Source organism: Paenibacillus sp. FSL R5-0378 (genome assembly GCF_038009285.1).
Lineage (GTDB): Bacteria > Bacillota > Bacilli > Paenibacillales > Paenibacillaceae > Paenibacillus_AQ > Paenibacillus_AQ favisporus.
Genome location: NZ_JBBPAY010000001.1, coordinates 7,110,559 through 7,130,293 on the forward strand (window position 1 = coordinate 7,110,559; position 19,735 = coordinate 7,130,293).

The 19,735-nt window shown below is 43.6% G+C and carries 20 protein-coding genes; 4 read left to right on the plus strand and 16 right to left on the minus strand.

Annotated features, from left to right (window positions below; all coding sequences use genetic code 11):
• Nucleotides 1-260: 260 nt before the first annotated feature.
• The 7 genes from MKY74_RS32780 to MKY74_RS32805 all read right to left on the minus strand — a co-directional run bounded on the left by MKY74_RS32780 (nucleotide 261) and on the right by MKY74_RS32805 (nucleotide 9,146).
• A complete protein-coding gene (locus tag MKY74_RS32780) occupies nucleotides 261-1,055 on the minus strand; it encodes a hypothetical protein (protein ID WP_076176600.1) in 795 nt (264 codons plus the stop codon).
• A gap of 1,135 nt (nucleotides 1,056-2,190) precedes the next feature.
• Nucleotides 2,191-2,541: a TniB family NTP-binding protein gene (locus MKY74_RS35755; RefSeq protein ID WP_076176596.1), complete on the minus strand. Its 351-nt coding sequence runs from the start codon at nucleotides 2,539-2,541 to the stop codon at nucleotides 2,191-2,193.
• A gap of 3 nt (nucleotides 2,542-2,544) precedes the next feature.
• Entirely contained in the window at nucleotides 2,545-2,955 is a 411-nt protein-coding gene (locus tag MKY74_RS32785) for a Mu transposase C-terminal domain-containing protein (protein WP_076176594.1), read from the minus strand.
• A 502-nt stretch (nucleotides 2,956-3,457) separates the two neighbouring features.
• The gene (locus tag MKY74_RS32790; protein WP_076176592.1) at nucleotides 3,458-5,494 is read right to left on the minus strand and encodes a DUF5054 domain-containing protein; all 2,037 of its coding nucleotides are present in this window, start codon (nucleotides 5,492-5,494) and stop codon (nucleotides 3,458-3,460) included.
• Nucleotides 5,495-5,743: 249 nt separating this feature from the next.
• Nucleotides 5,744-6,679 carry a copper amine oxidase N-terminal domain-containing protein gene (locus MKY74_RS32795; protein ID WP_076176589.1) on the minus strand — a complete coding sequence of 312 codons (936 nt, stop codon included), beginning with the start codon at nucleotides 6,677-6,679 and terminating at the stop codon, nucleotides 5,744-5,746.
• 347 nt (nucleotides 6,680-7,026) lie between these two features.
• Complete coding sequence (locus tag MKY74_RS32800) at nucleotides 7,027-7,965, minus strand: phosphotransferase family protein (protein ID WP_076176587.1); 939 nt, start codon at nucleotides 7,963-7,965, stop codon at nucleotides 7,027-7,029.
• Between the two features lie 200 nt (nucleotides 7,966-8,165).
• Nucleotides 8,166-9,146, minus strand: coding sequence for an aldo/keto reductase (locus tag MKY74_RS32805; RefSeq protein WP_076176585.1), 981 nt, complete (start codon nucleotides 9,144-9,146; stop codon nucleotides 8,166-8,168).
• A 194-nt stretch (nucleotides 9,147-9,340) separates the two neighbouring features.
• On the opposite strand from MKY74_RS32805, the gene MKY74_RS32810 reads away from it, so the two are divergent.
• The 3 genes from MKY74_RS32810 to MKY74_RS32820 all read left to right on the plus strand — a co-directional run bounded on the left by MKY74_RS32810 (nucleotide 9,341) and on the right by MKY74_RS32820 (nucleotide 11,408).
• Nucleotides 9,341-9,964: a CGNR zinc finger domain-containing protein gene (locus tag MKY74_RS32810; RefSeq protein ID WP_076176583.1), complete on the plus strand. Its 624-nt coding sequence runs from the start codon at nucleotides 9,341-9,343 to the stop codon at nucleotides 9,962-9,964.
• A gap of 131 nt (nucleotides 9,965-10,095) precedes the next feature.
• Nucleotides 10,096-11,016 carry a pyridoxamine 5'-phosphate oxidase family protein gene (locus MKY74_RS32815; RefSeq protein ID WP_244169460.1) on the plus strand — a complete coding sequence of 307 codons (921 nt, stop codon included), beginning with the start codon at nucleotides 10,096-10,098 and terminating at the stop codon, nucleotides 11,014-11,016.
• Nucleotides 11,017-11,039: 23 nt separating this feature from the next.
• On the plus strand, nucleotides 11,040-11,408 hold the full coding sequence (locus MKY74_RS32820; protein WP_076176581.1) for a hypothetical protein: 369 nt from the start codon (nucleotides 11,040-11,042) through the stop codon (nucleotides 11,406-11,408).
• 127 nt (nucleotides 11,409-11,535) lie between these two features.
• On the opposite strand, the gene MKY74_RS32825 is transcribed toward MKY74_RS32820, so the two are convergent.
• From MKY74_RS32825 to MKY74_RS32840, 4 genes are all read right to left on the minus strand, one after another.
• Nucleotides 11,536-11,832 carry a hypothetical protein gene (locus MKY74_RS32825; RefSeq protein ID WP_208629403.1) on the minus strand — a complete coding sequence of 99 codons (297 nt, stop codon included), beginning with the start codon at nucleotides 11,830-11,832 and terminating at the stop codon, nucleotides 11,536-11,538.
• Nucleotides 11,833-12,121: 289 nt separating this feature from the next.
• Complete coding sequence (locus MKY74_RS32830) at nucleotides 12,122-12,661, minus strand: GNAT family N-acetyltransferase (RefSeq protein WP_076176579.1); 540 nt, start codon at nucleotides 12,659-12,661, stop codon at nucleotides 12,122-12,124.
• Nucleotides 12,662-13,045: 384 nt separating this feature from the next.
• Entirely contained in the window at nucleotides 13,046-14,146 is a 1,101-nt protein-coding gene (locus tag MKY74_RS32835; protein ID WP_076176577.1) for a WG repeat-containing protein, read from the minus strand.
• Between the two features lie 278 nt (nucleotides 14,147-14,424).
• Complete coding sequence (locus tag MKY74_RS32840; protein ID WP_076176575.1) at nucleotides 14,425-15,324, minus strand: LysR family transcriptional regulator; 900 nt, start codon at nucleotides 15,322-15,324, stop codon at nucleotides 14,425-14,427.
• A gap of 195 nt (nucleotides 15,325-15,519) precedes the next feature.
• Here MKY74_RS32840 and MKY74_RS32845 point away from each other — a divergent pair, with 195 nt between their 5' ends.
• Nucleotides 15,520-15,987, plus strand: a complete 468-nt coding sequence (locus MKY74_RS32845) for a DinB family protein (protein ID WP_076176573.1) — start codon at nucleotides 15,520-15,522, stop codon at nucleotides 15,985-15,987.
• 289 nt (nucleotides 15,988-16,276) lie between these two features.
• On the opposite strand, the gene MKY74_RS32850 is transcribed toward MKY74_RS32845, so the two are convergent.
• The 5 genes from MKY74_RS32850 to MKY74_RS32870 all read right to left on the minus strand — a co-directional run bounded on the left by MKY74_RS32850 (nucleotide 16,277) and on the right by MKY74_RS32870 (nucleotide 19,716).
• The gene (locus MKY74_RS32850) at nucleotides 16,277-16,813 is read right to left on the minus strand and encodes a dihydrofolate reductase family protein (protein ID WP_076176571.1); all 537 of its coding nucleotides are present in this window, start codon (nucleotides 16,811-16,813) and stop codon (nucleotides 16,277-16,279) included.
• 174 nt (nucleotides 16,814-16,987) lie between these two features.
• Complete coding sequence (locus MKY74_RS32855) at nucleotides 16,988-17,656, minus strand: Type 1 glutamine amidotransferase-like domain-containing protein (protein ID WP_076176569.1); 669 nt, start codon at nucleotides 17,654-17,656, stop codon at nucleotides 16,988-16,990.
• 24 nt (nucleotides 17,657-17,680) lie between these two features.
• Complete coding sequence (locus MKY74_RS32860) at nucleotides 17,681-18,322, minus strand: dihydrofolate reductase family protein (RefSeq protein ID WP_208629402.1); 642 nt, start codon at nucleotides 18,320-18,322, stop codon at nucleotides 17,681-17,683.
• 190 nt (nucleotides 18,323-18,512) lie between these two features.
• Nucleotides 18,513-19,127 carry a YdcF family protein gene (locus MKY74_RS32865; protein ID WP_076176567.1) on the minus strand — a complete coding sequence of 205 codons (615 nt, stop codon included), beginning with the start codon at nucleotides 19,125-19,127 and terminating at the stop codon, nucleotides 18,513-18,515.
• A gap of 373 nt (nucleotides 19,128-19,500) precedes the next feature.
• Nucleotides 19,501-19,716: a hypothetical protein gene (locus MKY74_RS32870; protein WP_076176565.1), complete on the minus strand. Its 216-nt coding sequence runs from the start codon at nucleotides 19,714-19,716 to the stop codon at nucleotides 19,501-19,503.
• Nucleotides 19,717-19,735 lie beyond the last annotated feature (19 nt).

The following is a 19,735-nucleotide window of genomic DNA, read 5'->3' on the forward strand; positions in this document are numbered from 1 at the left end:
AATAAAACAAACCAGACGCTTTAACGCGCCTGGCTTGTTTTATGAAACATGGAAAATCACCGGTTTACTTTTTTTTATTATTTCTTGTGATTAATAAGGATATGATGACGGAACATAAAAGAATCAAAATTAATCCTTCAGCATCACTTAATGTATATTCCCCCATTGTTAAATAAAGGAAGAACAATAAAACCAATGATATTAAAAAGACTAATATTGAGGCTAGAACAGTATACTTCAATCAAAATCCTCCTGAGCTATTAATATTTCAGTTCGGTAATAATTTTGTATGTTTCCACTTTCGAAGAAGGGCTTACTCCGATTGAAAAGGTTGTACCACTAATACCAACTGAAGGTACCAGAGTATAAACAGCGTGTCCATATTCCAACACTACATTTGTTGTACCTGATTTTCCACTTGGTATGTAGATGTTTTGTTCAATATATCCTTTTTGCCACACTACATTGTTTCTAATATTGTATTTACCGGCAACTCCCGAATTCGCAGAAAAATCATGCGGAACAGTTTTGTTTTCTGTGAACTCATTTTGTCCATCATACCATACAAATGAATGGGAATGTTGAGTTACGTTGGTTCCATTTGTAGGCAAGAAGAACCCAACGCTTTGAGGTACTCCTATTGTCATGACATCAGAGAAAACAAAAGTTGGTTGCTTTTTCCAAATAAAATAGCCCCAAAGAGTGAACTTCTTGTTGCCAGGTTTATCACTAGTCTGAACAAATGTTAAAACTTGAAGAGTAATATCGTTACCATTCAGTTGTGGAGTTATTTCGCCTTTTATAGAGTTCTCACCGAAAGATTCCTCCTTAGAACTTACCTTTACAGCTTTATTGTCAATAAGAGTTCTTAACTTTTCAGCAGGGAAAGCAGCAATTTCTTCTTCATTTAAACCAACGCTATCTTTTAAGTATGAAATTTCTTGACTAGAAAGTGACTGCAGAGACGAATTTTCTGAATTTGATTCTTCGGCTTGGGCGGCTACCGGCAATACAAATAACAAAAAGGCTAGCAATAAAGCAGAAATTTTCTTCATAATTGCATACACACTCCTTTTTTTTGAGAAACCTATTAATAGAACGCCTTTAAGGATAAAAGGTTTTAAAAAATCCACTAAATGATATAAATATTTACTAGAAAAATAATGAAGGATTTGAGGGATCTCTACATCGACATCGATTATACTGCAATACTTCAGGCACAAATGGTATGGGACAAGTGCAAATCGAACCTTAAATTATGCAGGCCCGTACAACGTTGAGAAAACTTTAGGTAGTTAGGATACGGAAAACCTCCCTCCTTCTTGATACTTTTCCTGAAGTCTCTGTGATCTATCAAAAATTCAGGATAATTTAAATTATACGGGAAGTTTTCTCGGGGTATAACCACCCCTTGGAACTAATTACATAAATAGGAAATCGTCATATTTTGTCGAATAAGGTCAATCATGAGGCATGTATCAATTATTATTCATAGGTTACCAGGTGGGGATTCGTAGACGTTTTACTCATGTATATGTTCATACTTATTATTAAATATGGAAGGGGAGTACTAAGGATGATAAGCATCGGAATTATCTGGCAGGTGGATGGCTTCTTTGGATGTGGTCGCTATGCTGATGGGCCATTTTCAAAGAATGCGGCCCCCCAACATTGAAATGACCATGATAAACACCACACCAGGTTATGATGATTTAAAAAAGGCTGTTGAGTCGATCAGGTGGACTTAATAGGTGAGTCCATTGATTCTTTAACGTCTTGCAGTTATCGTGAATTGCTATTGCTCTAAGTTTGGGTTTAAACTCTGCAGAAATAATGCCTGTTATAGAGATTGGAGAAGATCATTTCTTCATCGGGATTTACCATAATTAATGTCTTAAATTACCAGGGCGGCGGAAGATTTAAGAAGAAAACAAATATTTGCCCACGCATTCTGTGCCATCAGCCCAGCATCGAAAGAACCGATCAAGAGAAACTCAATATATTCAAAAGTCCACATCTGGGGCAACTTGATGATTTCGGTTGAAATCTGCACAAAAAACCCATTATTCAGCTGCTTCTTCGATATAGGGTTAATTAACACTGAGGTGCATTACTTTTTTTCGCAGATTCGGATTGACTAGTGGCTTCTTGTGAACCCTCTGTAAGCTTTTCTGGCATATCTGCCTATATTTAGGGTGCCAAGTGCTCGTAGATCTCCGTATAGAATGAATGTTGGGTAAATGGAAACGGTAGTTCAACGTAAATAACAGGCATAATTTTTATTTTCTCTTCCCCGGTTTCAAGCCAGTACCCAGGGTTTCGTTCAGCATAGCGCTCTCCAATTTGGGTCTTTCCAACCCCTGACAACCCCATAAGAAACAAATGTCGAGGATCTCCCTTATGCAATCTGTTTCCTGTACCATCTTTAGATCCTGCATTACAAAGGCGTAGAGAATCAAATTTCTTCCATATTCTCAGCACTTCATCATGCTCGATAAAAAGGTCGTTTATCCGTTCAACAAAATTATGACACCTCTTCATTCATTAACTTCTCATCCTTTTATTGTTTTGTTCAGCTTCAAGAGCTTCGTTTAGCAGTTGTTCTTCTATATCAATTTCTTCTTTGGCCTTCTTATCACTCATTGCCTTTTGTTCGGAATAAGGAGTACTCACACTAATTTCAAGGCTTTTACCCATCGGAGGACTCGCACAAAATAACTTAATAAACTTTTCACGTTTAGGGTGAAGTAGATAAATCGAACCAATATCATCAATATCATATTTAACCGTATACTTTTTCTTCCCCGTGCCGATGATATCCTGACATTCGTCTGATTTGTATATTCGATTATCCCACCGAACTCCATCTCTCGTGTATGGTTTCTTATCGGTATAAAGGAAATCAATTTCATAATGTTCTCTATCGTCATCAAAAATAATATGTGGATACCCCATTTCCTTAAGGCTTTCGATAAACCGAACCCGAGGAGCTTGATTATGCGGTAACCCTCTGTGTGGTTTGTAAGGGTAAATATCTACCAGGTAATGAATAAGTATCTTCCTTAGCCCGTTTAATCGTTAAGAAGGCCTCCTTTTCTGGCTCTAAATCCCCTCTTTCAACAATATTGCTTTTGGTTGTCCCCCAAATGTTATGAATCACTTCCCGGTTAATAGTCCCAAATAAACTCTCAATGATGGCACCATAATGAGGGATATTATACAAAATTGATCATACCCAACTTGATATTTCTGTCGTAGACGATATTACAGCCTTGGTTGACACTCGGCATTTGTGTGTTTTCCAGAGAGCCTTGGTGCCTGGCTTTGTCCGCTGAAGGACCAAGTGAGAATATTGTCAGAAAGGCAATTCAGCACGGGGTCTTCCCCAAAAATACTGTACGTGACAAAAAGAAGACACACAGGAGTATCCTGTTGTCTTCTTTTCTGTTAGCCTTTTTTATCCCAGCACTAACTCAAACCGAGCGAAAATATCTTCTTCATACCACATCGTGAAATTCGTTCCCCATGTGGTGTTCAAGAGTGTAAACGTAAATTCATGGTTGTCTGGATGGTATTTGTTGTTATAACTTAGATTGTTATTGGTTCCGATTCCCAACAGAGGGGCATCAATAGGTTTAATATTGATTTTTTTATCGCTGCCGTCGTAAATTAACTCATCAATCATGTGCTGCAGCTTATTTCCGTGACCTACCACTGCAAAAGGTGAAATCACGGTATCCATTTTTCGAATCTTCGTTAAGTACGGCGAGTTCAAACGTGGTGTCATGTCAAAAGAATAAATTTCCGGATAACGAATCGCATCTTTATCCTGTAATAAAAGTGCAATTTCTACTTTATCTCCAAATTGATATTTAACCTTTACCACTCTTGGAGCACCATACTCCTCCACAGCTCTTTGGCTGTACTTTAAAGTGGCAATCATCGAATCATTTTCCTTAACTAATTTAATAACATGTGGTGTGAAATGTTCATTCCATTGAATGCGTTTTTGAATTTCCATTCCTGGCTTTAAGAAGTCAATGGCCCACCAATTATGCTGCAATTCACGCAAATAGTTGTAACGCAGGTTATCATAGTCATTTTGCCCGGCAATGGTATGGCTCAGAACGCCGAGTTTGTTGTCCTGATCAAAGTAAAGGATTCCATCCTTTTCTAAGTGGGTAATTGAACCATCGCTAGCAAACATCACTTGATACCCGTTTATCGAAATCAATTCTTCCAAACCACATTCAACACCTTGGTTTTCAAAGATATAATATGGAACTTCGATCAGTTTTTTAATGTGATGTTGATCTTCAGGCTCCAAACAAGCGATTGCACGATCAATGTTCTTGCGTTGTTCTTTCCAGGAAGACTCATAAAATTTGTACGAACGATCCGTCCACTCATTATAAGTGAATTTCATTTCGCCAACCGTTGCATCTTTAACAATGCCATAAGCGTAGGTTAAATCAGCATCGGTAATTTGGTCTAGACTGCGCGCTCGCTGGAAGTCTTTCTTTTCATAATTCATATAGTCACTGAAATAGCGTTTGATATCCATTCCCCAAGTATGCTCTGGAACTAACATCCCGTAGAAATTAGCATCATCATTTTCGATTTGGTGATCAGACATGTATTTCGTTAAAATCCGGTAATCCCGAATGATTTTCGGATCAGACATCGTTCCGTGAATCCAGGTGTCCCCAATCTCCTCTGTAATCACTGGCAGTTGGTCGCGTACTTCCCAAAGTTCATTGGCAAACTGATCCATGGAAGTCATTTCAAGCTCATAGTCCGGATACTCATTCGCCATTTTTGACAAATACGCGTTAATTTTCTCTTGTGTTCCTGGACCACTATTATCATGAGTATGCATAAACGCCAGCTTGTTATCCATGCAATCCACTCCGATGACGCCGCCATAGTCGTCTGAATAAGAGACAATGATCTCACTTTCGCCATGCTTCCATAGAAATGTATCCGGTACCTCTGGAATCGAGCTCGAGCCATTTACACCAATGTGTAGAAATTTTACTCCTTGACGATATAACTCATCAACAATCCCGATCGTATGTCCTGGGACGTCCGTCATTTTTGCGCTTGTTGTTGTGTACCCATAACGAGCATCTAACTTCTTTGAGATGGAGATGATGTAATGTAACGTTTGAGGTGTCATCGCTTCAGAGTGAAACGTACACGGGATCGCGTGCCAGCGTATGTAACCTTTCTTTATGGCATCGTCTAGCTTTTGACAAGCTTCTTCATCCATGTTTTTGAAGTAATATTCAATAAGAAAGCTGCCTGTTGTCCAAACAAAGTCTTTGCCCTCTTTTCTTAAGTCTTCCGCTAAAGTGATCGCGTTTTGAATGTAATCATGGCAATACTTGTGCAGGACATTTTCCGCCAAATCGGTAAAACCAATGTCCAAATGAGTTTTGTTGACCACATAGATTTTTTTCATTGCTATCATCACGCCTTTCTTAGTCATCATACGTCGTGAATATCTACTAACAAGAACATGAATTTGATCGTGTTATCTGATATGATAAACGCCCAAACGACATCATTCTTTGAACGAACGAGACAACATTTTGTATGGTGTGGACATGATGATGAATAAATGAACAGAGTAAAAAAAGGGCCCATTTCATTTCGAATGGTCCCTTGCTTCTTTTCTTATGGCTTGGCAGTTCCGTTAATCTTATCAAAATACGGCCATCTTGGAGACGAGGCGGTTCACTTAACGTTCATCCTTTGGTTCATCATAAACCACAACGGTTTTACTTTCTTCTTCCCATTGGACGGTTGCACTCAATGCCTCACTTATAAAACGCACTGGCACATAAGTACTGCCTTTTGTAATAGTGGCTGGCGCATCCAAAGAGACGTTGGTGCCATTGACTGTTGCAGTCTTACTGTCAACCACCAGTTTGATGCTCACCCCATCCTTCTTAACAATAATGGAGCGTTCTTCAGGATTCCATGCTACTTCCGCATTCAAAGACTCAGCTATGGAGCGAAAAGGAACAAACGTATTGCCCTTTTTGAGAAAAGGCTCAGTAGCAGAAGCTTCTCCATTCACATATAGCTTTATTTTATCCTTATCACCCGCTTTTTCATGAAGTTTTGCCATGGTTTTGTACAGGTCCAAATTTGTAAAATTTGCTTTAATGGCTTCTTCCTGCAAATACACTGCGTCAGTCACGCTACCATTTTCTTCAAGCATTTTCACTGCTGTTTCCAATGCTTTATCATCTTCTATGATGACTTCAAGTTCCTTTTTTTGTTCTTCCGTCAGCTCAGTCGCATATGTTGTAAGCAATATGTCAGCCAATACGGCACCTGCAGGTTTAACTTTCACATGTTGAATAGCATTTAGCAAACCTTTGTATCCTTGGGAACCCTTCTTCTCAGATTCTGATGTGTTGTTGTCTGACTTCTCGGTCTCCGATGTTGATGAATCCTTAATTTGGCCATCGTCAGTGACCACCGTTACTGGAGACTCGACTTCCTGGGTCTGTTTCACCTCAATTTGAGATTCCTTTTTTTCAGGTGCTTTTGACGATACCTCGTTTTTTGTTTTCCCGGGTGGAGTGTTTCCCGATTTGGCTGAGGTAGTGCCTGCGGACGCAAGTATTAATGCCAGACTGGTTAGCAAGATGACTGTTTTTTTCACTGAAGATTCCTCCTGAAGAAAAAATATATGCTCCTTCATTATCGGCAGAATAAAAAAGTTCTGATAGGAATTTAATGAAGAATTTCAATTCCACTTGGATCTTCGACCAGGTTCATCTTTACCCTGTTATTATATCTTCTAACTTATCCTTCATTCTTACGAAGCACTTATATGTACATCTCATCATCTCATTAATTGATGTTAAATTATACAATCTCCCTTTGTTAAACACCTTATTCGATCCTTTTACTGATCTATCCTACCCGTTAGATGAGGAAAAAGGCAGCCGCTTTGGGGTCGGCTGCCTTCAAATGTCTTCATTAAGCTATCATGTTCCGCACAATCTGCTAATCCATCGTAATATCTACTACTTGTTTCGCGAATGCAGCATAGGGTTTGACTAGATCCGGCCTTTGATCAATAGACCACCTAAGGTTATCAAAAGCCCGTAATAACAAATAATTCCTTATGCCAGAAAGGTCTTCTCCACTTATTCCGTATCCATCTATAAACGCTTCAAATTCTTCAGCATTTGGGCTTTCATCCAGCCCCAGGATTTGGTAATGCATCAATTGAGCAACAGTTGCATGTGGTACCACGCTTACTTTTGCATTCCAATCCAGCAAGATCACTTGGTTTGCCTGATTGATAATCGTATTCTTTAAGGAGATATCACCATGGATTAATCCGAAACGGAACGGTTCACTCTTTATATCCTCAAACCGTTGTTTTATTCTCTGTGATTCCGCCTGATTGATTACTCCAAGTTCAATCAAGGGATCATGCTCAGTCAAACTATTTATATTATGCTGTACATACCCTTGCCATGTACCGTCTGATCCAGCATGAGGTGGTGACTGAAACTCTCCTTGGACAGGATCAATCAGATTTTCCCCGTATCCCTTCACTTGAATAGAATCAATAAGCTTGGCATATTCGCCCAGTCTTCTCCAAATAATAGACTTTTGTACAGTACTGTCTCCCCCGTTGACTCCCTCAATAAAGCCTTGAATCATATATGCTGTCTCATCAACAATGCCAATGGACATGACCTTAGGTCCAGGAACGCCTACTTCAGCTGCTTGCTCGATACACCATTTCTCTTTGATCAAGCTTTGATATTCATCCTTTACGTTCATGCGGACAACCACTTTATTGATCTCTGTTTCAACTACGCATACCTGATTTGTGATGCCTTTTCCTTCGATCTGATAAGAGGTTTTAACTTCTTCCTGAAGAAAATGGCCTGCAATTCGTGCTGCTTGTTTAACTAAAGACTCTTTCATTGTGAGTTGTATCCTCCCTCAAGTACCCTGCTTTGAATAGTTTACCACGAACTTATTTGGGAGATCGTTTGATGAACTATACTGCCCGTTAGCTTAATAAAATGAGCAAGCTGCAGCAGCCTGCTCAACATCAAGTTTTATTCAACTAACGTTCACCGTTAGTTTATTTCAATCAACACTTTCCTATCGAATATTCCCTGCTACAAGTTTACACTTCTCATATCCGGATATCGGGTTCCGAAGGCCGCTCCTTTGGGAGCAGTTTCGTCAATTCGCACCAAATCCTCTTGAGTCAGTTCGACAGAGATCGCACCGATATTTTCCTCCAGGTACTTCCTGCGTTTGGTTCCCGGAATGGGTACGATGTCGTCTCCTTGTGCCAGCAGCCAAGATAAAGCTAATTGGGACGGCATGACACCTTTCTCGGCGGCTATTTCTTTTACTCGTCTTACGAGTTCCAAATTTTTAATGAAATTATCACCTTGAAACCGGGGTGAGAACCGTCGATAATCATCATCCGCCAAGTCTTCAAACTTTTGGATTTGACCTGTAAGAAATCCGCGTCCGAGCGGACTGTATGGTACAAAGCCAATACCGAGTTCGCGACAAACCGGCAAAATCTCATCCTCCACATCGCGGCTCCAGAGTGAATACTCCGTCTGCAGCGCCGTGATCGGGTGTACGGCGTGCGCTCGCCGAATAGTCGCAGCGGCGGCTTCTGACAACCCGATATAGCGGACTTTGCCCTCACTCACAAGTTCGGCCATAGCGCCGACCGTCTCTTCGATCGGCGTATTTGGGTCTACCCTGTGCTGATAGTACAGGTCGATATAGTCAATGCCAAGGCGCCGAAGGCTGGCGTCACAAGCTGCTTTTACATATTCCGGACTGCCGTTGATCCCCAGAAATCTACCATCTTCACTTCGCACATTGCCGAATTTCGTTGCCAGAATGACTTCGCTGCGCCGCCCTTTCACCGCTCTGCCGATTAGCTCTTCGTTTTTCCCGACGCCATACATATCAGCCGTGTCCAGAAATGTAACTCCCACTTCTATAGCTCTATGTATGGTCCGAATGGCCTCTTCTTCATCACGACCGCTGTAAAAGTCGGACATGCCCATACAACCGAGTCCGAGCGCTGATACCTTTAAGCCGCTGTTACCTAACGTTCTTTGCTTCATTATTCATTCACACCTCTCCATCCAAGAATTGGAATATATTCATCTTACATCTTAAAGTACACTCTAAGGCAAGCATTATTTATCTTCCCCTCACTTGATCTCAACCTTATCGACGGGCCATGGCGACGTCCTAGGCGAATAACAGCAGAAAGACTATAATGATGAAAGAATAAGTTTGTAAGGAGTTCGGTAAGATGCCTAAGAAAATTGCCCCTGCTTTTCAATTTATCGGGAATCATCCAGCACTGGATTTTATCAATACGAAGATTGCGGTGGGCGGACAACCCGTAGAATTACTGTGTAGCTGGGAAGACGTGCTTGAATGGTTATCCCTAATGAGTTTCTACACGAAAGAACAACTCGATGCTGTGATACAGAAATGGGAGTACGGGAAAGGAGAATCGCTGGTTGAGGAAGCAATAGCGCTTAGAAAAAGTATGCTCACGATGGTCCAGAATAGAACGCGGAATATCGAAGTCTCGGAAGAGGACATGTCATGTATCAACAAGGTACTTCAAGAGCAGGTCATCACCACAAAACTGATCAGAACCGATCACCGATTTGCTGCCGAGAAGCAGGTTGCCCTTCGGAAACCGAGCGATTTACTCATTCCCGTAGCAGAGGCTGCCGTCGATCTATTCTGTCATTATGATATTCGTCTGATCAAGAAGTGCGAGAACCCGGCATGCGTACTTTATTTTTATGACAATAGCAGGAACAGCACCCGCCGATGGTGCAGCCAGAAAACGTGCGGCAACCGCATGAAAGTCACGGCCTATTTGGAGCGGCATAAAAATAAAGATACCAAGGAGTCCTAGATTCATAATTGTCTAGGACTCTTTTTTTTGCAGTCATTTATTAATACCCATATTTAATGTTTACAGGTTAAATAAATCAATATATAATACCCATATGAAGTTTATGATGGTTAAAAAAGGAGGTGTAATACGTGATTGGTGTGTATCATGCCGGGGAATTGGCCGTTCAAAAGCTGGCGGGTGAAGAATTCCTCGCGGAACAGAACAGTAAAAGCATAAGGTCTGTTATTTTTAAGGGTGCCATGGCATTTATCCAGACACAATCCATGATCATTGCTTCCACTGTTGGTGAGAACGGGAAGGTATGGATTTCCTTTTTAACCGGTGAACCAGGGTTCATCAGCGCTGCATCGGAGACTATGGTAACCATCATGGCCTGTCCTCCTGCAAGCGATCCCCTCATCAAAAATTTGCTTTCTAACCCGGAGATCGGATTGCTTGCGATCGATTTCAACCGAAGAATCCGAATGAGAATAAATGGAAAGGGAGAAATCGATGAGAGCGGACGATTGACGGTCACAACGGAGCAGGTATACGGTAATTGCCCCAAATACATACAGAAGCGATCGCTCCAACCGAGTGGGGGGTTCCGCCGGACGCAAAGACATGCACAACACAGCAACAAGATAAGTTCCGAGCAACAGGAATGGATTCGCCTAGCGGATACTTTTTTTATTGGCAGCGCAAGTTTGGAAGGGAAAATGGACGCCTCTCATCGTGGAGGTCATCCTGGGTTCGTAGAATTGTTGGATGAGAGTACCCTTCTTTTTCCGGATTATTTCGGGAATTCCATGTTTAATACGCTTGGCAATCTTCACAGCAATCCGAACACCGGTATGTTGTTTATTGACTTTCAAGCGGGACATTCGCTTCAACTGACCGGGCGCTCCTATATCATTTGGGATAAGTGCCAGATTTCTCTTCATCCTGGGGCAGAGCGGCTGGTTCGGTTTGAGATCGATGAAGTTCTGTATATTGAAAATGACACGCCGATTATCTGGGACTTTCACGAGTTTTCCCCTGCAAATCCATCTCTTGTACGCCATTATTAAAAATGAAATTGGAGGTATTCAAAATGTCAGTTTCCAATAAATTTGTCATCATCATTCAAGCGAATCAACAGGATCTCGGTAAGGCAGTTCATGGTTTGTTGTACGGGCAGGAGCTGCACGAAGAGGGCTTTGAGGTTGCAGTTCTCTTTGACGGAGCCGGAACGGAGTGGCCAAACGAACTCAGCAAGGCGGATCATCCATTTAACGGTTTGTATAAGCAGGTGTTGAAATCGGGGATCGTGAAGGGCGGCTGCCAAGCCTGTTCGGGATTCTTCGACGTGGAGGACGAAATCCAGGAAGCTGGGATCTCTTTGGTCGGAAACGAATTGACCGGGGGACATATTCCGTTCGCACAATATATAAAGGATGGCTTTTTCCCAATCGTTCTGTAAATGAGCAGGATAAGGATCACACGTAAAATTTATAGTATTCTGCCTGTTAGTTTAAGAAAAAGGCAGCCGGCTTTTGTGGCCGCTGCCTTCAAATGTCTTCATGGAGCTATCGTTCCCCGATAGCTTATTACTTCAAGTCTTTCATCACCCTTAACTCAATCTCAGCACCTGATTCAACAAGAAGATAGATATGCTCGTTGCGCCTAGGGTCTGTACAATAATTCTCAAACGATTGGGAAGATGGAAACCAGATGATATGAATCTCAATGAGACGATCAGGGCTTTGGAGTCTTCTTTCCATTTTCGCGCCGTGCTCATGAAGTAAAGGTAGTACATGACTTTCATATTCATTAAATTTCTCTATGCCTTCTTCCGGAATCTTTGCCGTCATTACGTAAAGCTGAGCAATGGACTTTTCATTCACCGGAGCACCTCCAACCTGAAGCATTTGATCCAGCTTCGCAAACTGGATCCCTTATACCCAACCATTTCGCATATTCATTATACAGCAATTGGAAGTATCCTTCCCGTTAGCACAACGCGGCTGCCGATCATACGGCAGCCCGCGTATTTGTGTATTTATTGAGCTATCGTTTCCCGTTAGTTTTAGTCTACAAATTGCCTCTGGCGACTAGGCTCGTCCAGAAGCCGGCTGCAGATCACCTGAGACAATATCCAATTGCAAATGGTCCACGGAGATCGTGGACCATTGCTTATTTTCTGTAGCTTCTGTAATAAAAGTAACTATCATTTTCCATATAAAATTGGTTATCCCCTATAGGCGTTCGTTTTTCAAGCAATTTAAATCCACATTTTTCAGCCAATTTGTTCGAGGGAACATTGGCACAATTAATTGTCAGGATTAAATACTTAACATCAGATACCTCAAAGCACCATTCTGCCAAGGCACTTATCGCTTCTCTGGTATATCCGTTCCTTTGGTGCTTTTCTGACATGAAATATCCCAGTTCGATTTCATTTAGCTTCTCTTTAAGCCCTACTCCTATGCTACCAATCATCTCATCGGTGTTTGGCAAGGCAATCGCGTAGGAACGGCCAATGGAAATATCCGTATTATCCGATTGCTTTTGATACTGATCAATCAATCCATAATAATCCTTCGGATGTGCGCGTCCGTCAGCCCAATCTGGCATATAGCGGTATACAGCCGATTCCCTGGCTATTGAATAAAATCTTTTAGCATCTTTTTTTTCCAATGTTCTTATAACAACATTTTGAGTTTCTATGCGCATGGCAGATACTCCTCCTAATACAAATTTTGTTCGCTGCTCATTTGTTTACCTATTAACATACACACAATTGACAGGGGGGCACTTTACATTCACTAACGGCTTTCGTCTTCAAGTCTCCTCGCCAATTCTTGTTTCAATTCTGCTGGACTCATGTGAAGTAAAGAAAGGAGCTTTTCATCGTTTAAAAAGTCATCCGCAGTATAGTCAGGCTTGTGCTTCAAACAGTTTATCACACACTTTTTTGGAAAGTACGTTTATAACTAAACTATACTGTCCGTTAGCTCTACGAAAAATGAAGCAGTCGCCAACGGCAAGTTAGTTTCGATAAGTTAGCTGTAATGCGCTCTTTTTCCGATACATTCCGTGAAGCTCGGTTGTTCTGCCTTACTGTAGTTTTGTCACTCCGTTCGGAAGTTCGGAAGCCGGCGGCCAGACGATCGCTCCGCTGCGGTTCACATACCCTCTGATTTCCTCGGACGAATTCGGAACGAGCAAACTGATCACAGCCAATTCGCCGTTAAAATCGTCAGCCCAATAGAATTTCGATTTGATCACAAAACGGCCGGATGTATTGATATAGCCGTACCTCTGCCCCTGGCTGGCCGGAGCCAGGCCGCCCTTGAACAAACCTCCGGCTGTAAAGCCCTGGATGACTTTGTTACCCTTCTTGTTGATATAGAAGGTGACTCCATTACGCTCGACAAAAGCCAGACCTTCCGAGAACGGCTGCGCCATGCTGAACTGCGGTGTTAGCAGGTAATTGCCGTTTTTGTCGATGTACCCGTATTTTCCGTTCACGTAAACTACTGCCGTCCCGTTTGAAAACGGATCGGCGTGATCATACCGGGGTGTAATGCGGAGCTTACCGGTGGTGTCGATATAGCCGTATTTGCCGCCGTACGCAAGCATTACGGCCGCCATACCTTCGGAGAAATCGGACGTCGAGCTATACCGGTATGGAATGACCAGCTCGCCCTCCGTGTTGATGTACCCCGCTGCTTTGCCCACATTGACCCGAGCCAGACCTTCGGAGAAATTATATGCCTTGGCGTAGATGGGCTGTATGCTCACCTTGCCATGGCTGTCTATATATCCGTACCGTGTCGCCGTACCTCCGTCAGCGTTCTGAACCTGCGTCGTATACAGCGCACGGTCATTAAAAAGAACGCTGGCACCTCTCAGCTTGTATTCGAACAGCTCGCTGCCCGCCGAACTGAAGTAATATTGCTTTTTAGCCGCATGGTCCTCGACATACACCTTCCCTCCGGATACTCCTGAATATCCGTATCCGTCGTACAACGGCTCGATAATCTCCTTGCCTTTGCCGTTGATGAAACCGTATTTTCCGTTAACTTCAATCGGGTACAGTTGATCGCCTGTCTGCGCCTGCATAGCGGTCGCACTGGCAGCTTGAGATTGCTCCGCCACGTTTGTACTGAATACCATCGTCGTAAATATAAGAGTAACAGCCATCTTTTTAAGCAACTGTTGTCCACGCTCCTCAGAGACTATTTTCCATTCTTTAGTATTGACGACGCTTGTACCGGTTTTGTTGTGAGTGATTGGAAATAAGTCGCAAAACATTCGCTTAATCCCACATTTTGCCCGCCCACATACTGCTGACCAGAAAATGCTGTTTCATTCCGCAGTCTTACGGACACAGGAGCTGCTATTTGGTGAAATATGATGATTCCCTACTTATCGGACCCATTCTCTTAGCTGTAATTCATCGTAGGCCGGATCAGGTCAAACCCTATGCTGCATTAGGACTTTGAATGATTGATAGCCGTCTCGATGTAGGCTCTCAAAGTCTTGATAAACGTGCGCATGGCGTATCCGACATATCGGTCGTTGCGGTAGATCAGACAAAAGTCCTGAGATGGCGTAGGATGCCTCAGGTCCAAGACTTTGATGTCTGAATTGTGAAGATTGTCCAGCAGCATTTTCGGCAGAATGCAGGAGCCAACTCCGCTCTGCACCATCTGAAGGAGGGAGGATAACGTTGTCGTCACCATATGCGGCTGCAAAGTAAACCCTTGGTCCATGCAAAAGCGGTCAATCAGCATGCGGTATTGATGATCGGGCGGGAACATGACCATCTTCAAGGTATGCAGTTTGTTTAAGGGGATGAAGCATTCCGTGGCAAGAGGATCATTCTTGCTTACCGCCAATGAGAACTCCTCGTGATACAGGGGAATAGACGTGATACGTGTATCGATAACAGGGCCAACGGTTACGCCGAAATCGATGCTTCGGTCCAGAACTTGTTCTGTTATTTTCATGGTTTCCAGAAGAGAAAGTGAGATGGTGGGATAGGTCTGATGGAAGTTCAGTATAAAGGCTTTAAACATGAATTCCGCGTCACCGGGCAAAACGCCGATGGATAACGATCCGCCTTGCATATGCTTCAAATCAACAATAGCGTCGGTCGCTTGTTGTAGATGCTCGAACATGGCAGTAGCATGTTTTTGAAGAATCGCTCCGGCTTCAGTTAGTACTATTTTTTTCCCCACGCGATCGAATAACAGCACCCCTAACTCTTCTTCCAATCTCCTGATCTGCTGGCTGATGTTGGGTGGGCTGACTCCCATCTTTTCGGCTGCCCTCGTGAAGTGAAGCTCCTCACAAATCGCCATAAAATACTGTAGTTGTTTTAACTCCATGGCTAACACCCGCTCTCACATTGCATGGCTGAATGAATATTCAATGATTATTGTCATGCCATCTTATTTGTCTGTCAATGAATAATCGTTAACTCATACTTAACGTTTCGGTAATGCCCACTGCATTGATGGTAAGCTCCATGAGACCTAAACTAGGAACGTATCAAGCGTCTCATTATAAAAGGAGGGATCGACGTGTCTGAAATGATTATCAACACGGCAAAAACCGGACGTCAATTGGTGCTGGAGCAGGTAAAAGCAATCCCTGAGGAATTGTTCGATATTCAAGCGGCAGGTTTCAACAATACAATCCGTTGGAATCTCGGCCATATGATTTATTGGATGGATAAATATTCTCCTTTGATTTTTGGCTCCCCATCGGCCATACCGGACTCGTATGAAGCGCTGTTTAACACAGGAACAAAACCCTTGGACTGGACGTTTGATCCTCCATCGAAGGAAGAGTTGATCGAAATGTTAACGGCGCAGCTGTCCCGCATATCTGATCTGGTGCCTGAAATGCTGGGCGAGAAGCTTTCTAATCCGTTTTCCTTGGGGCCGTTCCAATTCAGCACTCCAGGAGAGCTGTTAAACTTCACTCTGATTCACGAAGCTTTTCACCTTGGAACGATATCGAGCCAGTTAAAGGTCCTGTCGCGCTAACCAAGGAATTTTTCCGCCATTGGTATCCCGACTTTTGGATCCCCCCTATCTTTGCTAACCTATAGGTTGTTGAATGAAAATAATGTAAGGAGCACTTCACCGTAGCGAAATGCTCCTTGCAGATTGAACTATCGTTTCCCGTTAGGTCAATCGTCAATTCCTTAAATAACTATGTCATTTCGCATAACTGAACAAATTTTAAAGAATAAAGGATCCTCTGACTGCCTCTACAGCCGGAGAATCCCTATTAAAGCAACGTGCCCTTTAGGCCGCTGGGCCAACCTCACAACTAAACTGGAACGTAGGTCAACCTGATCACGTTCTCGCCAATTCGATCGCTTGCCACGAGGCGCAGCGGCGGACGCGGACCGGCGAAGAACGGCTTGCCGCGACCCAGCACGACTGGATGGAGATAGAGTCGATACTCATCAACGAGACCGAGCTCCGTTAGACTGTGGGCCAACTCCGGCCCGGCAACTTCAATCTCCCCTTCATGCTGAGCCTTCAGCCCACGTATGGCCGCTGCGAGGTCGCCCTCGATCAGAGAAGCGTTCGGACCGACGGTTTTTAATGTCCTCGACACCACCCACTTCGGTTTGCTTTGCCACGCCGCTGCGTATTCCCGTTCCGGCGCATCCCATTCAAAATCGTCTCCGTCCCAATACCGCATGGTCTCGTACATGCGGCGCCCGTACAAGCAGCCCGCCAGGCCGCTTACGTCGTCGATGAAATGACGGAATAGCACGGGGTCGGGCTGAAATGCCGGGTGGTCGTGGTCGACGAATCCGTCCAGAGACTGGTTCAATGCGAAAACGATCTTTGCCATGCGACTGACTCTCCTCCCTGGTTTTCTCGCACATTCATCATCAAGATTACACGTTCCATATGCAGTCTCCTTTATGTCTGCATCTTATCATCCAACAGCATGTCCGGATTCTCATGGATTGCTGATGTGTACAGGTCCTGGCCTGACCAAATACAAATTTAATTTAATGAAGGATCAGGGTGAAAACAGTTTCCAATGCCCTTCAGAGACCACTTCGACTGCTCCGTCTATCACTTTGATGGCGGTCTGGTCATCCATCGCGTATGCTGGCCCTTGCATCCCGGCGGCCCATCTCTCAGCAGCAGCCATGGTGTTTCCCGGCAGCATCTCGTGATCCAAGTGCGGAAACATAGCAAAATCAACCAGTCCCAGCGTTTCATCACCACCGTTGGGTGGAGTCCAGCCAACGAAGTCTTCCCCAATGCTAGGGGCCATCACCATGCTCCCCGCACTCATTCCCACATAGACTGCGTTCAGCGACGGCAGGAGGTCTGCCAGCCCGGATTGCCGCATCCAGTGACACAGGTAGAGGGCGTCGCCGCCAGCCACCAGCAGTACGTCCGTCTCCCGGACCAGCGGCACCCAGCGGTCTTCGGCGATGCTTGGCAGCGCTGTGAGCTCCAGCACGCCGACGGACTTCCAGCCCAGTTCGACCATGGAATTCTCGGAATTCCCGCTGATGAACTGCCAGGCTTTGACGCCGGGGCCGACCCAGGGGTGTCCGTACATCGCGGTGGGGATGCACAGGGCGCTAGACTCGGCAATGGGTTTGCCCAACATGTCAACCAGCGCGTCCTGTATGCTTTTATTATTGATGCCTGCAGATGTGAGCAGAAATTTCATAACCTCACTCCTTTGTGTATCATCTCACGCCATGGTGCCAAAAGACGGTTTTCCCGCAAGCGCGTAGCGCAATAGAACCGTGCCTTTGGAGAACGCTCTGGATTCAAGTAATTCCAGATTCGTCGGTATCGTTCCATCGCCGAAGAATCGTTTTCCCTCACCGAGTATTACTGGAAACTGCCAGATGTTCATTCGGTCAATCAGCTCGTGACGCAACAATGTCTGGACCAAGTCGCTGCTGCCGACGACATGCACCTCCTCGTAACGCTCCTTCAACAAAGGCACACTTGTGGTCACATCCGCGTCGAGCAGTTTTGTATTATTCCAATCGACGCTGGTCAATGTCTCGGATGCGACATACTTCGGTTTCTCGTTCATCAGCTTGGTGAATGGGTTGGTGTCAGGAGCTTGCGGCCAGTACGACGCAAAGATTTCATACGTTTTACGTCCGATCAACATAGCGTCGAGGCTCGCATAATCATCCGCGATCCGTTGTCCTGTCACCGGATCCCGAAACGGTCCCTGCCATCCGCCGTAGCCGAAACCGCCTTCACGATCTTCATTGGGCGACCCGGGAGATTGGACTACGCCATCCAAAGTCATGAACATGTGCACAACAAGATTTCCCATTTTGCTTTTCATTCCTTTCATATTAAATCTGTTCACAGGTGGGTTGTCTTCTTAAACTAAGTTTAGGACATTTCAGTTCGGATTGTTTCTTACAGATTGCTAATCTAATCTGCCGTTAGCTTGATAAATAAAAGAAGCAGCTGCCGGTGGCAAACTGCTCCTTTATTTAGTTACATTAACGTTTACGTTAGTGAAATTCTCACTCGTTTAGGTTACTTCAAAATAATCAACGATCTAACTCCACTTCGTCGTCTACGAAATATTTCCCTTTCACACCGATGATGACTTTATGCAGTTCAGCTCTAACCCTGATAACTTCCTGATCATCCTGCCACCAGTTGTTAGCCTGCCCTATAACTCGATCATCAGGGCACCACACATATTGATACCATGGTGGCATAAATGTTTTTAACATCAGAAGGCATCTGCGCATGTGCCCAGGCGAACTAACTAACAACAACCGATTGATGTTTTCTAAGCCGATTGCTCGATCAAGAACGGTGAGTGAACACAGTATATTTTCTTTCGTATGATTAGACTGTGTCTCTATTAAAATTGATTCATTAGGCACGCCCAGTCTTCTTGCCTCGTTCTGCAGGACAATTGCCTCTGGCGGATGTATTTGTCCAAATTTATCCCCGCCAGTAAACAAAATATATGGGGCTCGACCATTCTTAAACAATTCAACCGCCTTTACCGCTCTTGATAAATACGACCCACCAAAAACAAATATACAATCTCCATTCGCAGTTCCGTCATCGGTGTACTTACCATCACCAAACACCACTCTGGTAATTTGATCTATAGTTAATTCTGCCGGGTTCATCTTAGAAATAAGCATGGAACTAACCCCCCATGTAAGCTGTGCCATTTCACATTTCATTGCTCCTTTTGAAATGGCTATGATCATTTTAGCAGCCTATCAAGGGCCTGTTGCCTTCGAATGTCTTCATTGATTTATCGTTGCCCGTTAGCTTAATGATATTAATCTCAGTTATTCTTTGCGTTAAGGAAATCATCAATTAATTCAATTAGATGGGGATTCTTTGTATGTCGACGATAAAAAAGAATTTATTTGGACCATATGATCCTGTTTTCCTTTTGGATCGCTGTACGTTCTCTATCTTTCTCAAGACAAGTTATTTGTTCTGAAGACATAATATGTACTTCCATTCCGTCAACAAAGAAGTTGAATTGCCAAAACCCGCCTTTATTTATTGGACTAGGATTATATTTTTGAAATAACCTGGGGGAATCTCAAAGTAATCCCACTGAATCATAATATCTAGATCATCCATTTCAAAATCTTCAATACCATGTACAAAAAGTGAAGTTGAAGCATCGAAGCTATACGGAACATTTCCTTCATCAAGGTCTTTAACGACTCTAAAAACTAATTCCCACCACTTATTTGACAATGCATGATCCATTTTAACTCTCCTATTCGTT

Bases quoted from the DNA above. Each gene is read 5' to 3' on its own strand.
- MKY74_RS32780 (WP_076176600.1), bottom strand. From the start codon at position 1,055: ATGAAGAAAATTTCTGCTTTATTGCTAGCCTTTTTGTTATTTGTATTG.
- MKY74_RS35755 (WP_076176596.1), bottom strand. From the start codon at position 2,541: ATGAAGAGGTGTCATAATTTTGTTGAACGGATAAACGACCTTTTTATC.
- MKY74_RS32785 (WP_076176594.1), bottom strand. From the start codon at position 2,955: ATGGGGTATCCACATATTATTTTTGATGACGATAGAGAACATTATGAA.
- MKY74_RS32790 (WP_076176592.1), bottom strand. From the start codon at position 5,494: ATGATGACTAAGAAAGGCGTGATGATAGCAATGAAAAAAATCTATGTG.
- MKY74_RS32800 (WP_076176587.1), bottom strand. From the start codon at position 7,965: ATGAAAGAGTCTTTAGTTAAACAAGCAGCACGAATTGCAGGCCATTTT.
- MKY74_RS32805 (WP_076176585.1), bottom strand. From the start codon at position 9,146: ATGAAGCAAAGAACGTTAGGTAACAGCGGCTTAAAGGTATCAGCGCTC.
- MKY74_RS32810 (WP_076176583.1), top strand. From the start codon at position 9,341: ATGCCTAAGAAAATTGCCCCTGCTTTTCAATTTATCGGGAATCATCCA.
- MKY74_RS32820 (WP_076176581.1), top strand. From the start codon at position 11,040: ATGTCAGTTTCCAATAAATTTGTCATCATCATTCAAGCGAATCAACAG.
- MKY74_RS32830 (WP_076176579.1), bottom strand. From the start codon at position 12,661: ATGCGCATAGAAACTCAAAATGTTGTTATAAGAACATTGGAAAAAAAA.
- MKY74_RS32840 (WP_076176575.1), bottom strand. From the start codon at position 15,324: ATGGAGTTAAAACAACTACAGTATTTTATGGCGATTTGTGAGGAGCTT.
- MKY74_RS32850 (WP_076176571.1), bottom strand. From the start codon at position 16,813: ATGGCAAAGATCGTTTTCGCATTGAACCAGTCTCTGGACGGATTCGTC.
- MKY74_RS32855 (WP_076176569.1), bottom strand. From the start codon at position 17,656: ATGAAATTTCTGCTCACATCTGCAGGCATCAATAATAAAAGCATACAG.
- MKY74_RS32865 (WP_076176567.1), bottom strand. From the start codon at position 19,127: ATGCTTATTTCTAAGATGAACCCGGCAGAATTAACTATAGATCAAATT.
- MKY74_RS32870 (WP_076176565.1), bottom strand. From the start codon at position 19,716: ATGGATCATGCATTGTCAAATAAGTGGTGGGAATTAGTTTTTAGAGTC.